This window comes from Pontibacter liquoris (assembly GCF_022758235.1).
GTDB lineage: Bacteria > Bacteroidota > Bacteroidia > Cytophagales > Hymenobacteraceae > Pontibacter > Pontibacter liquoris.
Window position 1 is genome coordinate 115,377 of record NZ_JALEBG010000001.1, and the last position, 13,290, is coordinate 128,666.

A 13,290-nucleotide genomic window follows, 5' to 3' on the forward strand; every position below is an offset into this window, starting at 1 on the left:
AGTTTGATTTCACAAGTGCAGGCGCCTGGTGCCCAATGTTTCAACACCAGCTGACTTGTAAAAGTTTAAAGTCCTATTCCCACTTCAGGATGCCTTTTTTGATCACATAGAAGAAACCGGCCAGCAACAGGCCCATGAACACGAGCATCTGCAAAAAGCCGTCCAGTCCGAAGCTCCGGAAGTTTACCGCCCAGGGGTACATAAAGATGATCTCGACATCAAACAGTACAAAAAGGATGGCCGTCATGAAGTACTTATAGGAGATAGGCGTACGGGCATCACCCACCGACTCGATACCACTTTCCCAGGCGGCGCCTTTTACGGCACTGTTGCGCTTTGGCCCCAGCAGGTGTGTGAGCGTGAGTGCAAAAATCACAAAGCCAAGGGCGGCCATAAACTGAATCAGGATTGGCAGGTAGTCTGATGGCACATACTGCTGATTTACAGCTGGTTCCATAATATGGTTGTATTTTCTGAGATTAGACAGCAAAATTAGGGATAAATCATCAACAATCAAAAGTATAAATCCGAAGTAAAAAGTATAAAATGTGGTGTGCTAGCGGGAGTTAGAAGCAGGAAAAGATACTGATCTGAAGCAGGATTTACAGGACTTTAGGATTTGCAGGATGAAGGGGAAGTATGCACAAGCAGCGGACAAAGGGAAAGTATACATCAACAGTAGCGGAAGACCTCGCAGCGTGCGCAGCTCCTGCGGGTGTCTGGCCGAGAAAAGCTGTTGCTACTTGCACAGACGCTCGCAGGTCTGAAAGACACTGCGAGGTCTTTGGAGGACCCTGCATTTTATAGTGCAAGCGTCCGCTTGTACCTTGCTGCAACCACCTCATGGTGCCAGTACAAGCGGACGCTTGCGCCAGTAGCTGAATTTTCGCCTAAGAGGATAGCTAGTATAAGGCAAGATGCAGCTCAAAAGGCATCCAGTAAATCCGTTCATCCTGTAAATCCCGATGCTGACAAAAACAAAGCGGCCATACTTGCTGGAAGTATGGCCGCTGCTTAAGTATGAAGGCAAGTATAATCTACTTGTCCTCGCCCAGGAACGGATAACGGTAATCAGTGGCGGGAACGAACGTCTCTTTAATAGAGCGGGCCGATACCCAGCGCAGCAGGTTCAGCATAGAGCCGGCCTTGTCGTTAGTGCCGGATGCACGGGCCCCACCGAAGGGCTGCTGGCCAACCACGGCGCCGGTCGGCTTGTCGTTGATGTAGAAGTTGCCGGCCGCATCGCTCAGCTTTTTGGTGGCATGCTCGATGGCATAGCGGTCCTGGCTGAAAATGGCGCCTGTCAGGGCGTAAGGCGACGTGCTGTTTACCAACTCCAGCGTCTCCTCAAAGTTGTGCTCGTCGTACACATAAATAGAGATAACGGGGCCAAAGATCTCCTCGCACATGGTCACATACAGCGGGTTATGTGTTTGGATCACGGTTGGTTCCACAAAAAAGCCTTTCGACTTGTCGTAGCCACCGCCTACTATAATTTCGGCTTCGTTGTTGCTGCTGGCAACGTTGTCGATGTAGCGCGCGATCTTATCAAACGATTTCTCGTCGATCACTGCGTTGATAAAGTTGCCGAAATCTTCGGGCGGGCCCATTTTAAACGACTTCACATCCTCGATCACATACGCTTTTACTTCTTCCCATAGGTTGCTTGGCACGTACACGCGCGACGCAGCCGAGCATTTCTGGCCCTGGTACTCAAACGAACCGCGGGAGATTGCTGTCGCCAGCGCCTTGGCATTGGCCGAAGGGTGGGCAAGTATAAAGTCTTTGCCACCGGTTTCGCCCACAATGCGCGGGTAGGTTTTATACTTGTGGATGTTGGTGCCGATGGTCTTCCAGATGTTCTGGAACACGCCGGTGCTGCCGGTAAAGTGGATGCCGGCAAAATCAGCGTGGTTGAAGATCACATCGCCGGCTGTCGGGCCGTCCACATACACCAGGTTGATCACGCCGCCTGGCAAACCTGCTTCGTGCAGCAGTTCCATGATCATCTGCGCCGCATAGATCTGGGTATTGGCCGGTTTCCAAACCACCACGTTGCCCATCATGGCGACAGAAGTTGGCAGGTTACCCGCAATGGCGGTAAAGTTAAAAGGGGTGAGCGCAAACACGAAACCTTCGAGCGGGCGGTGCTCCAGGCGATTCCAAACGCCCGGCGACGACTCCGGCTGCATGTGGTAGATCTCGGTCATGAACTGCACGTTGAAGCGCAGGAAGTCGATGAACTCGCAGGCAGAGTCGATCTCGGCCTGGAAAGCACTCTTCGACTGGCCCAGCATGGTGGCTGCGTTCAGGCGGGCCCGCCAGGGGCCGGCCAGTAGTTCGGCGGCTTTCAGGAAAATGCTGGCACGCTGTTCCCAGGCCATGTTGGCCCATCCTTCGCGGGCAGCCAGGGCTGCGTTAATGGCTTGTTCCACGTGTGAGGCGTCGCCTTCGTTGAAGTGGCCCAGGATGTGCTGGTGGTCGTGGGGCTGCAGCAGCGGCTTTTTAGTGTCAGTGTATACTTTGTCGCCGCCAATGTACATGGGCACATCTACTTCCTTCGACTTAAGTTCTTTATACGTGCGCTGCAACTCCGCCCGTTCAGGGGAGCCGGGAGCGTAAGCTTTTACTGGTTCGTTAACTGGAGTTGGTACTTTAAAGAATCCGGTTGCCATGCGTTTATAATTAGAATTATAAGTATGAGTTAAGGTATTCAGGAGGCGGCTGCGGTAGGGGCAGCTGCCTCACATGCAAAGGTACGGGGATTTCCGGTAAAAGCCGAATCCGGCCGGGGTATCTGCCTGGCCGCCACGACAGGCACTGCACGGCAAGCGGAGCGCTCCGCCTGCAAAAATTGGATCGATTCTTATCTGCTAAAGTATGACGCCCTGCCGATTGCAGCAACGCGATAGGCTGCAGGAATGCTGTAGCAGGAGGGTTTTTAAACCGGGTATTCTGAAAAAGAGTGGCAGGTACAGAACCATTATTGCACTGTTTCCCGTAAACAACCTTCCGGCACCGCAAATTGGAGCCGTTTTAAAACGAACATACTATGAAAAAGAGCAATAGCACCTACGGTAAAATAATGCTGGCCCTGGCTCTGGGATTTTCCTTCGCCGCCGAGGCCACTAACAATACGTTTACGCTGACCGACAGCGGAAAAGCGGCCATAGAACGCCAGCAGGAAGACAGCGCAACAAAGTTGCAGCAGGAACTGCTGGGACAGTATGCCGATATCAACGCGCTGACGGCAACCAACCTGCGGCAGGCCTATATTACGCTGCTGGAGAACGTGCGCAGCAAGCATGCCACCTGGACCGATCAGGACTGGGCCAAAGCACAGGCTGTGGTTAACAAACTGGACGCTAAGAAAAATACGCTGGAGAAACAGCTGGGCGTAGACGACAAAGGCAAGATCAAGTTACTGCAGGGCGAACTGAGAACCCTCGAAACCAAAGCCGACGCCAAAGACTAAGCGCGCAAGTATAAAGTATAACTAAAGAGCCCGGCCATACTGAACGCAAGTATGGCCGGGCTCTTTAGTTATAACTGAATCTGGCAGGAATGGCGCTACGGGTACGAGGCGCTTACTCTGCCGAGGCGGCGGTAGCAGACTGCTGTTTTACGCGGTACATCACATCCAGCAAGCCTTCGTCAGGGTTATCGCCTGAAAGCTCCCAGAACATGATGCCGCCCAGGTTATGCTTCAGCGCATAATCTGTTTTCCGGGCAATGGACAGCGAATCGTCGTAGGTGGCGAAAAGCTGCTTTTGAGCGTTGTAGCTGTAAGGGGCCTGCGCCGTAGAATCCCAGTAGGTGGTAAAGCCGGTATTGGCCGTAAGATAATTGCCCAGGACGTTGTAGTTTATTGCCTCCTTAAACTTGCCTGGCTGGTACATCCCGTTCAGCTGGTTTGGCACAGCCTCCCACACGCGGGCATAAAAAGCGGCACCCACCACAATTTTGCGGGCAGGCACGCCAATCGAATCCAGGTACTGCACGGCATTGTCGATCGATTCTACCTGACTAGCGGTAGAGTAGAGCGGGGTATGATTGCCTGTTACGGTGCTATTGCCATTTACCAGGTCGTAGCTCATCAGGTTTACGTAGTCCAGCAAGGGCATGATCTTTTCCCATTCCACCGACTGCTGCAGGTACGTGTTAAAGCCACCGGCAGCAAACGAAATGAGGTAGTCATCGCCCATGGTTTTACGAAGCTGCTGCACCAACGCGGTAAAATTCTGTTTGTCTTCGGGCGCAAAACGGTGGCCCGGAAAGCCTGCAATCGTAGGGTATTCCCAATCCAGGTCGATGCCGTCGAGCTTATACTTCTCCGAAATGGCTTTTACGGAACGGGCAAATTCCTCGCGGCCCTGTTGGGTTGCAAACACATCCGAGCAGGTCTCGCAGCCGCCCCAGCCACCCAGCGAGAACATGATCTTGAGGTCCGAGTGCGCTTTCTTCAAAGAAACCAGGTAGGTAAGCGAGGTGCTATCCTGCGGCGTTGGGTGGTTGAGCGCGTTGCCTTCCAGGTGAAAGAAGCTATAGATAATGTGCGTCAGCTGGCTTGCCGACTGGGCATCGATGGTGGCAGGCCGGCCGGTGTAGTAGGCCATGATGGCAAAGTCCTGCCGGCCTGCAGCGTCAGCAGTTGTTTCGGCAGGCGTGGTCTTGCAGGCCATAACAGACAGGGCCAGCACTGCCAGCAGGAGATTTCTAAAGCGTACAGGCACAACGTTCATCGTATAAGTTTGAATGGCATTGTTGGACAAAGGAAATTATGACTAAAGATATCTATGCGTAAAATCTCCTAGTATAGCCACTGAAGGGATGACTATACTCTATCTTGAAGAAATCTGCTGCTGCTAAATTCATAAAGCACGCTAAGCACCTCTCTTCCTGACGTTCGGGAAGACAGCTATTGCTTGGTATGAGCGTACCTGGAAGCCAGCTAGGGCTTTTAAGTTAAGCCAATTAAGTACTTTTTTGCTGAATTTATACTATAAAGTAACGCCTCCTCCTACAATATCTCCATCAACTGGCTCAGGCAGCTGATCTCGTAAGTTGGCTTGGGCCGCAACTTCGCCTTTATCTTATCGGGGTTAAAGTATACCTGGTCGATGCCGCTGGTGCGGGCGCCCTGTATGTCGCATTCCAGGTTATCGCCGATCATCAGGCACTCTTCTGCCTTGCCCCCGATCCGCTCCAGGACATGGGTAAAAATGCGTTTATCGGGCTTTTTGTAGCCGCAGCACTCCGAGGTCACCACCTCCTGGAAATACCCGTTTAGCCGGGCGCCGGCCATTTTGATGTGCTGCATATCTTTAAAGCCATTGGTAATTATATGCAGGCCATACTTGGGTTGCAGGTAGGTGAGCACATCATGCGTAAACGGAAATACGGCTGTTTTGGTGGGGCACAGGTCCGTGTACGCTCTGCTGATATCTTTGGGCACTTCGTGGTGCTGCAGGCCCAGGCCCATCAGGGTTTTATAAAAGCGGGTATCGCGCAGCTCTTTCTGGTCTATTTTGCCTTTGTTGTAAAGGTCCCAGAGGCGGTTGTTCACGGCTTTATACTTCTTGTAAAAGGAGGCACGGTCGAAGCGGCCAAAGCGGGCCAGGTTATACTGCTCGTATAAAGTATACAGGGTTTCTTCGGAGTTCTTCTCAAAATCCCATAAGGTATGATCCAGGTCGAAGAGAAGGTGGGTGTATGTTTTCATATAAGTGGCGCTAACGGCGTATAAGAGATAAAGCGCAGCGGCGGCAAAAGGTTTAGCCGGTGCGCCGGAAAGGCTCCCGGCCCTGGTGCAATAAAAAAGGATCTGAAATGGTTATTAAACGAATTGGCCTGGCCCGTGTCTAAGGAACAGGCCAGCGGCGGGTCAGGATCTTGTTGGCGGCCAGCTCGCGGTTAGAGTACAGGATGCGGTACGTTTCTACATCTTTGTGCAGCAGCGTGTCGCGCTCCAGGTATTTAAAGATCTGCGTTACAAAATCAGCGGCTTCGTCTTTTATGGTATAGTATACCCATTGGTCGAGCTTGCGGGAGGTTACTAGGCCGGCATTGCGCAGGTAAGCCAGGTGGCGCGAAGTTTTGGTTTGCGTAAAGTCCAGCACGTGCTCCAGGTCTGAGGTGCACATCTCTTTGTTCCGCACAATGAGGTGAAGAATGCGGATGCGGGATTCATCAGCCAGGGCTTTAAAAACCTGTTCGCCAAAAGAAAGATTAAAGTGTTTGAGCCTCATAAATTATGTTCGCAGCATAAACAAAATTAGGCAAAAGCTGCTATTATAAAAGAATTAATGATATTATTGTAGAGCATGAACCCACTTCCTCAAAACCATACATGGCGTTTTAAATCCCTGCCAGGGCTGTTATTGCTCTTTTTAATAGGCTTGTGGCTAGCCTTGCCGCAACAGGCAGCCGCGCAGGGGCAGAAGCGGGTGGTGCAATTATCGGGGTTTGTGGCCGTGGGCGATAGCCTCTACGGTGTGGCCGGCGTGAGCGTGTATGTGCCCGGTACCAATCGGGGTACCCAATCTAACCAGTATGGCTTTTTCTCGGTGCCCGTGCTGACGGGCGATAGCGTTGTGTTCAGCGCCATTGGGTATAAAAAGCAGTACCTCCGCATCCCGAAAAGTTACAGCAGCAACAGCTACTCCATTATTATGCAGATGCAGGAAGACCCCACCGAGCTGCCTACGGTGGATGTGTTTCCGTGGGCCACAGAGCGCGATTTCCGCATAGCTGTGGCCAATGTGAAGTTGCCGGACGAAGGCCGCGCCATTGCCACCCGAAACCTGGACCCCGAACGCCTGGAAGAGCTTTTCCGGACAACGCCGATGGATGGCAATGCCAACTTCCGGTTCTGGAGCCAGCAACAACAGCAACAGCAGCAGACACGCTATTTATACCCTACTATCAGTCCCTTTGCTATCCCGGCGCTAATTGATGCCATTTTTAAGGGCAACCCCGATAAGTAAAGTATGCTCATCCGGCAGCAGTACAATGCTGCCATACCTGTAAAAATTCGTTTAGCTTTTCGTTTGCTTGTGCCCGCGCTTACGCGGGTGTCCGGTATTGCCCGTGCGGCAGCATAAAGCCACTGGCGGCTGCCAGGCCATGGCCGTTACAGCTGCCGGAAACCAACATTCTTGTGTTTCGTTATTCGCTTGGGCGGTAAAATGCGTACAATGCTAAAGCGCCCTGATGCAGGCACCTGATACCTGCTGTTGTTAAAGCTAAACTAGAAACACCTATGCTTGAACCTGATAAGCTCTCTCTTAATATTCCGGACACGACAAAACCCCGGGTCGTGATCATTGGCGGTGGATTTGGCGGAATAAACCTTGGCAAAAAACTCAAATGCAAGGATTTCCAGGTCGTTATGTTCGATAAGCAGAATTACCACGGCTTTTGGCCGCTGCTGTACCAAGTGGCTACCGCTGGCCTGGAACCGGACTCGATTGCCGAGCCGCTGCGCAAAATGTTCGGAAGCGATGAATTTGAGGATTTCCACTTCCGCCTGGTGCGCGTTACCAACATCAACCCCGAAATTAAAACGGTTTCGACACTGGTAGGAGACCTGCCCTACGATTACCTGGTGATCGCCACAGGCACTAAACCCAACTATTTCGGCAACGAGCAGATCAAGAAGTTTTCGTTCCCGCTCAAGCAGATACCCGATGCACTGAACCTGCGCAGCCAGATGCTGCAGGTCTTTGAGCAGGCCAATATGACCAACGACCCGGAAATCAGGCAGAGCCTGATGAACTTTGTGATCGTGGGCGGCGGCCCGACGGGCGTGGAGCTGGCTGGTGCGCTGGCCGAGATGCGCCGGCACGTATTGCCAAACGACTACCCGGGCGTGGACTTCCGCAAGATGAATATTTACCTGGTAGAAGGTATGGATCGTGTGCTACCGCCCATGTCGGTGGAGGCAAGCGAGAAAACCTACAAATACCTCCTTGAGAAGGGCGTTATCATCAAGTTGAATACCCTGGTGGAGTCTTATGATGGCACTACGGCGGTGCTCAAGAATGGCGAGCAGATCCAGACCAACACCCTCATCTGGGCAGCCGGCGTGTCCGGGGCACTGATCGACGGCCTGCCGCCGGAGTCGGTGGAGCGAGGCCGGATACTGGTAAACGAGTATAACCAGGTGCTAGGCTTCAATGATATCTTTGCCATCGGCGATATTGCCTTTATGAAAACGGAGGAGTTCCCGCGCGGGCATCCGGGCGTAGCGCAGCCTGCCATACAACAGGGGCAGCTGCTGGCTAAAAACCTGCCAAGGCTTATCCGGGGCGAAGCGCTGGAGCCGTTTAAGTACTTCGACAAAGGTTCATTGGCTATTATTGGACGGAACCAGGCCGTGGCCGACCTGCCAAAGAACATCCACCTGAGCGGCTTTTTTGCCTGGGTTACCTGGCTGTTTGTGCACATCATGTACCTGATCGGCTTCCGCAACAAGCTGGTGGTGCTCAGCAACTGGGTTTACAAGTTCTTTACGTACGAGAACGGCACCCGCCTGATCATCCGTCCTTATGTGCGCAAAGGCGACCGGAAAACAAGGCACTTTATCAACAAGTATAACGCCGATTAACAGGGGAACTGTTGGATGGCTATACTTGCTGCCTGGTTATTTTCTGCGTGCGTGCAGGTGGCGGCCTGACCGGCAAGTATAAAAAAAGCCCCCGGATCATACCTGATCCGGGGGCTTTTTTTATGAAGCAGCAAGGGGTTTACTGCGCGGTGTTCTTTTGAGTGCCGGTGTTGCCGGTGGCGCGCTGCTTTTGCATCGGGTTCTGCTGCTGCCGTTCCTGCTGCTTAAACAACTCGAAACGCGATGGCGCCATGCGGCGTGGGTACGCGTTGTTCGACAGATCGGTGTCGGCTGTTTGCAGGTAAGGGTCCAGCTCGAAGCTGACAACGGGCTTTTCTGTAACAAATACCTTCGTGATCTCCTCGTTGTTATAGCGCCAGATCTCGGCTGGTACGTTTACCACTTCTTCGGAGCCATCTTCGTACTGCATGCGCACGATCAGAGGCATTACCAGACCGCCCAGGTTCTTAAAGCCTACTTCGTAAAAGTTAAGGCCGGATTCCAGTATTTTCTTCTGTTCCGGGGTGATGTCTTTCATAAACGTCTGGTACGTGGCTTTGTCAGCGGCTGTCGTGGCCAACGGGTCGTAGCTGTTGTAAAAATCCTTCAGTTCCGGATTCTGCTCTACCAACGTTTTCTGAATATCCTTCAGGTTGCGCTGCTGCGATAAGGTTTGCGGGGTTTTGTTCTGCTGCTCGCGCTTGCGGGCATTCACAAATTCCGGGTCCTGCGCATCGATCGTGTACCACTTCACGTCACCAATGGCAAGGTCGGTGTGGTCGGTGGTATAAAACCAGCCTCTCCAGAACCAGTCCAGGTCCACACCCGAGGCATCTTCCATGGTACGGAAGAAGTCGGCCGGCATCGGATGTTTAAAGGCCCAGCGGTTGGCATATTCTTTAAAGGCGTAGTCGAACAGCTGGCGGCCCATAATGGTTTCGCGCAGGATATTAAGGCCTGTAGCCGGTTTGCCATAGGCGTTGTTGCCAAACTGCAGGATAGACTCCGAGTTGGTCATGATGGGCACCATGGTGTTTTTGGCACCGCTCATGTAATTTACAATTTTAGCAGGCTCGCCGCGGCCGGATGGGTAGTTGCGCTCCCATTCCTGCTCGGTCAGGTATTGCATAAAGGTGTTCAGGCCTTCGTCCATCCACGTCCACTGGCGCTCGTCGGAGTTCACGATCATCGGGAAGAAGTTGTGCCCTACTTCGTGTATCACCACCGAGATGAGGCCATACTTGGTACGGTCAGAATACGTGCCGTCGGCCTCGGGGCGGTAGCCGTTAAAGCTGATCATTGGGTACTCCATGCCACCTACCGGGCCGTGCACCGAAATGGCTACCGGGTACGGATAGTCGATGGTGTGCTTGGAATAGGTGCGGACTGTGTGGGCTACGGCCTGCGTGGAATACTGCCCCCAAAGCGGGTTGGCCTCTTTCGGGTAGTAAGACATGGCCAGCGTGTTTTTGCCGCCTACGCTTACGTTCATGGCATCCCAGATAAACTTGCGGGAGCTTGCCCAGGCAAAGTCGCGCACATTCTTAGCCTGGAACACCCAGGTCTTTTTACCTTTGGCGTGGTTTTTCTCAGCTTTGGTTGCTTCTTCCTGCGTCACTACTACCACCGGCTTGTCGCTCTTGGCGGCATCGGCCCAGCGTTTCTGCTGCGTAGAGGTAAGCACCTGGCTGGCGTTCTGCAGCTCGCCGGTACCGGCCACCACATGGTCGGCGGGTACGGTCAGGCTCACTTTGTAATCGCCGAAGGGCAGCGCAAACTCGCCGCTTCCCAGGAACTGCTTGTGCTGCCAGCCATTTACGTCGTCGTATACGGCCATGCGCGGAAACCACTGCGCCATTTCATAGAGGTAGTTGCCATCCTCCGGAAAGAACTCGTAACCTGAGCGGCCACCCAGTGTTTTCTGGTTATTGATGTTGTGGTGCCAGTTGATGTTGAAGACAAAGCTCTGCCCGTGCTTCAGTGGGCCCGGCAGGTCCACGCGCATCATGGTGTTGTTGATGGTATACTTCAGGGCCTTGCCATTGCGGTCTTTTACCTGCTCGATCTTAAAGCCGCCGTCAAATTTCTCGCGCGTCAGGTAATCCACTGCCTGCAACGTCATCTTTTCCTTAAGCTCACCCGTCTTGGTAGCATTGCTCATCGAGTTGGGCTCATAGATGTTCTGGTCCAGCTGCACCCACAGGTAAGTCAGCACATCGGGCGAGTTGTTGGTATAGGTGATGGTCTCAGAACCTTTTATGGACTGATTATCGTCGTTAAGCTCGGCTTTGATGGTGTAGTCGGCGCGTTGCTGCCAGTATTGGTGGCCCGGGGCGCCCGAAGCTGTGCGGTAGTTGTTGGGCGTTGGCAGCTCTTGCCCTAGCTGGGCAAATTTAGTGTCCTGCGCCAGGGCCGCAATAGGGCCGGCAACAAGACCTGCCAGCGCCAAACCTGCAAAAAGGTTTCTCATTTGGTTTAGGTTAGGTACTGTTAGGTTAGCGTGATAAGTATAGGATATGGCAATATAATGTTTTAACGTTAAAAGATATTGGTTTCCATCATCAAAATCAAGGCGATGCCTGCGGCGGCGCTGGAAATCACCATGATCCAGTCGCGCTTTTTGGCTTTGAACAGGTTCATGGTCAGGAAACCAAGTATAAGCAGGAGCAATACGATCAGCATCTGGCCCAGTTCAATGCCCACGTTAAAGGCCAGCAACTGCAGCCAGGTATCTGCGCCGCGGCCCAGCAGCGACCGGAGGTAATTGGAAAAGCCCATGCCATGGATCAGCCCGAAAAACAGCGCCATCAGGTTGTGCAGCGATAGGATGGTGGGTTGTTTGGCAGCGGCGCTCTTGAGCTTGAAAAAGTTGGTGATGCAGGTAAAAAGGATCGTAACCGGAATCAGAAACTCAATAAGCGCCGTATCAAACCGGATGATGTTAAACGTAGACAGAGCCAGCGTGATGGAATGGCCAATAGTAAAGCTGGTAACCAGGGCAATTACTTTGCGCCAGTCGCCTAAGGTATAAATGGCGCTCAGGGCCAGCAAAAAGAGCATGTGATCGTAGGCGCCGAGGTTAAAGATGTGGTGGAAACCCAGCTTGAGGTACGTCGAAAATACAGATAACACGAAATGAGCAGCTAGTAAAGGCTAAAAGATAAAGGCAAATTAACCGGAATTGTGCAGAGTTGCAATAAAAGGGTGCTCTGCCGGCGTGCTGAATGTCGGCTCCCTGTTTAAATTATCGACCAACCGGCCAAGTTCCTCTACCAAACCAGGGCAAGTATACTTTCCGGGCGAGGGCTGTAATTTTCTGTGGCGCATGTGCGCAAACTTTATACCTTTAACAAAAGTAGGCCGCAAGCCGGCAATGGTTAAACGCGATCGATATACAGAACCTATACATGAAAAAAATGCAACCCCACACTTCTTCCCGTCTGGCAAAGCTTACAACGCTTGGTTTTGCCGTGTTATCGCTGGCCTTTACGGCCTGTAATTCGTCCGGTACCAAAGAAGCAGCAACCGATACGGCGGCTTCCGAACCTAAAACTGAAACTGACTCTATGGAAACATCGATGCTCTATGTAGGCACCTATGCCGATCCCGACAGCGCAAGCATTTTCCTCTTCCGCCTCAACCCGGCATCGGGCGAGCTGACCCAGGTAAACGCGTTTAAAGGTGGTGAGAACCCTTCGTTCCTGACCCTGGATGCAGAGCGGAAGCACCTTTTTGCCGTAAATGAAACAGGTAATTACGAAGGCCAGAACAGCGGCGCGGTCAGCGCATTTGCCGTAGATCAGCAAACGGGCAACCTCACCTTTCTGAACCGGGTTGCTTCCAGGGGCGGAGCGCCCTGCCATATTTCGGTGGCGGGCGATAATAAGGATGTGCTCGTGGCCAACTACACAGGCGGCAACGTGGCCTCGTTCCGGGTGCAGGATAACGGGCAGCTCAGTGCGGCGGCTGATGTGGAGCAGCACAAAGGCGCCGGCCCGAACAAGGAGCGGCAGGAGGCAGCCCATGCCCATTACATTGCGCCGGACCCGAACAACAAGTTTATACTAGCCGTGGACCTGGGCACCGACCAGGTGCTGGGATACCGCCTTGATGCCGCAACCGGCGCCCTCACGCCGAATGCGCCTGCCGTAGCGTTTGCGGCAAAACCCGGCTCCGGCCCGCGCCACCTGGCGTTCCACCCCAACGGCAAATTTGCTTACCTCATACATGAGCTCAACTCCACCATGACAGCCCTGCGCTACGATGCGGACAAAGGCACTTTTACCGAAATTGAAACGGTAACCACCCTGCCCGCCGGTTTTAAAGGCGAGAGCTACTGCGCCGAGGTGAAGGCATCGGCGGATGGCAAGTTTCTGTATGGCTCCAACCGCGGCGATAACAGCATTGTGGTATATGCCATCGACCAGAATACCGGCAAACTGACCACGGTGCAGCACGTGAAAACGGGCGGCGACTGGCCCCGCGATTTTAACATAGATCGCTCGGGCAGCGTGCTACTGGTAGCCAATGAGCGCTCAAACAACCTTGTAACCTTTAAAATAGACAAAGCTACCGGCAAACTAACGGCCACCGGCCACCAGGTGCAGGTGCACAAGCCTGTGTGCGTGCAGGTAGTGCCGGCGCCTTAACCCGGAAGTATAAAACTGATCTATTCACTAAAT

General features: G+C 53.0%; 11 protein-coding genes. 4 read left to right on the forward strand and 7 right to left on the reverse strand.

Annotated features, from left to right (window positions below; translation table 11 throughout):
- Positions 1-73: 73 nt before the first annotated feature.
- Together LWL52_RS00480 and pruA are read right to left on the reverse strand one after the other, a co-directional pair.
- Positions 74-457: an NADH-quinone oxidoreductase subunit A gene (locus LWL52_RS00480; RefSeq protein ID WP_242916163.1), complete on the reverse strand. Its 384-nt coding sequence runs from the start codon at positions 455-457 to the stop codon at positions 74-76.
- Between the two features lie 580 nt (positions 458-1,037).
- Complete coding sequence (gene pruA / locus LWL52_RS00485; RefSeq protein ID WP_242916164.1) at positions 1,038-2,675, reverse strand: L-glutamate gamma-semialdehyde dehydrogenase; 1,638 nt, start codon at positions 2,673-2,675, stop codon at positions 1,038-1,040.
- 377 nt (positions 2,676-3,052) lie between these two features.
- On the opposite strand from pruA, the gene LWL52_RS00490 reads away from it, so the two are divergent.
- Entirely contained in the window at positions 3,053-3,475 is a 423-nt protein-coding gene (locus LWL52_RS00490) for a hypothetical protein (protein ID WP_242916165.1), read from the forward strand.
- Positions 3,476-3,587: 112 nt separating this feature from the next.
- Here the strand turns inward: LWL52_RS00490 and LWL52_RS00495 are convergent, their stop codons facing one another.
- From LWL52_RS00495 to LWL52_RS00505, 3 genes are all read right to left on the reverse strand, one after another.
- Positions 3,588-4,742 carry a glycoside hydrolase family 18 protein gene (locus LWL52_RS00495; RefSeq protein ID WP_242916166.1) on the reverse strand — a complete coding sequence of 385 codons (1,155 nt, stop codon included), beginning with the start codon at positions 4,740-4,742 and terminating at the stop codon, positions 3,588-3,590.
- Between the two features lie 278 nt (positions 4,743-5,020).
- A complete protein-coding gene (locus tag LWL52_RS00500; RefSeq protein ID WP_242916167.1) occupies positions 5,021-5,722 on the reverse strand; it encodes a YjjG family noncanonical pyrimidine nucleotidase in 702 nt (233 codons plus the stop codon).
- A gap of 139 nt (positions 5,723-5,861) precedes the next feature.
- Positions 5,862-6,248: an ArsR/SmtB family transcription factor gene (locus LWL52_RS00505; RefSeq protein WP_242916168.1), complete on the reverse strand. Its 387-nt coding sequence runs from the start codon at positions 6,246-6,248 to the stop codon at positions 5,862-5,864.
- 75 nt (positions 6,249-6,323) lie between these two features.
- Here LWL52_RS00505 and LWL52_RS00510 point away from each other — a divergent pair, with 75 nt between their 5' ends.
- Together LWL52_RS00510 and LWL52_RS00515 are read left to right on the forward strand one after the other, a co-directional pair.
- Entirely contained in the window at positions 6,324-6,986 is a 663-nt protein-coding gene (locus LWL52_RS00510) for a carboxypeptidase-like regulatory domain-containing protein (protein WP_242916169.1), read from the forward strand.
- A gap of 275 nt (positions 6,987-7,261) precedes the next feature.
- Positions 7,262-8,608: an NAD(P)/FAD-dependent oxidoreductase gene (locus LWL52_RS00515; protein ID WP_242916170.1), complete on the forward strand. Its 1,347-nt coding sequence runs from the start codon at positions 7,262-7,264 to the stop codon at positions 8,606-8,608.
- A gap of 139 nt (positions 8,609-8,747) precedes the next feature.
- Here LWL52_RS00515 and LWL52_RS00520 read toward each other — a convergent pair whose 3' ends face one another.
- Positions 8,748-11,078, reverse strand: a complete 2,331-nt coding sequence (locus tag LWL52_RS00520) for a M1 family metallopeptidase (RefSeq protein ID WP_242916171.1) — start codon at positions 11,076-11,078, stop codon at positions 8,748-8,750.
- 68 nt (positions 11,079-11,146) lie between these two features.
- Positions 11,147-11,740, reverse strand: a complete 594-nt coding sequence (locus LWL52_RS00525) for a HupE/UreJ family protein (RefSeq protein WP_242916172.1) — start codon at positions 11,738-11,740, stop codon at positions 11,147-11,149.
- 275 nt (positions 11,741-12,015) lie between these two features.
- Between LWL52_RS00525 and LWL52_RS00530 the strand changes: the two genes are divergently transcribed.
- The gene (locus LWL52_RS00530) at positions 12,016-13,257 is read left to right on the forward strand and encodes a lactonase family protein (RefSeq protein WP_242916173.1); all 1,242 of its coding nucleotides are present in this window, start codon (positions 12,016-12,018) and stop codon (positions 13,255-13,257) included.
- The last annotated feature ends 33 nt before the right edge of the window (positions 13,258-13,290 follow it).

What these genes read in the sequence shown, in the direction of transcription:
- LWL52_RS00520 (WP_242916171.1), bottom strand. Translation starts at nt 11,078, where the DNA reads ATGAGAAACCTTTTTGCAGGTTTGGCGCTGGCAGGTCTTGTTGCCGGC.
- pruA (WP_242916164.1), bottom strand. Translation starts at nt 2,675, where the DNA reads ATGGCAACCGGATTCTTTAAAGTACCAACTCCAGTTAACGAACCAGTA.
- LWL52_RS00510 (WP_242916169.1), top strand. Translation starts at nt 6,324, where the DNA reads ATGAACCCACTTCCTCAAAACCATACATGGCGTTTTAAATCCCTGCCA.
- LWL52_RS00480 (WP_242916163.1), bottom strand. Translation starts at nt 457, where the DNA reads ATGGAACCAGCTGTAAATCAGCAGTATGTGCCATCAGACTACCTGCCA.
- LWL52_RS00515 (WP_242916170.1), top strand. Translation starts at nt 7,262, where the DNA reads ATGCTTGAACCTGATAAGCTCTCTCTTAATATTCCGGACACGACAAAA.
- LWL52_RS00505 (WP_242916168.1), bottom strand. Translation starts at nt 6,248, where the DNA reads ATGAGGCTCAAACACTTTAATCTTTCTTTTGGCGAACAGGTTTTTAAA.
- LWL52_RS00495 (WP_242916166.1), bottom strand. Translation starts at nt 4,742, where the DNA reads ATGAACGTTGTGCCTGTACGCTTTAGAAATCTCCTGCTGGCAGTGCTG.
- LWL52_RS00500 (WP_242916167.1), bottom strand. Translation starts at nt 5,722, where the DNA reads ATGAAAACATACACCCACCTTCTCTTCGACCTGGATCATACCTTATGG.
- LWL52_RS00530 (WP_242916173.1), top strand. Translation starts at nt 12,016, where the DNA reads ATGAAAAAAATGCAACCCCACACTTCTTCCCGTCTGGCAAAGCTTACA.
- LWL52_RS00490 (WP_242916165.1), top strand. Translation starts at nt 3,053, where the DNA reads ATGAAAAAGAGCAATAGCACCTACGGTAAAATAATGCTGGCCCTGGCT.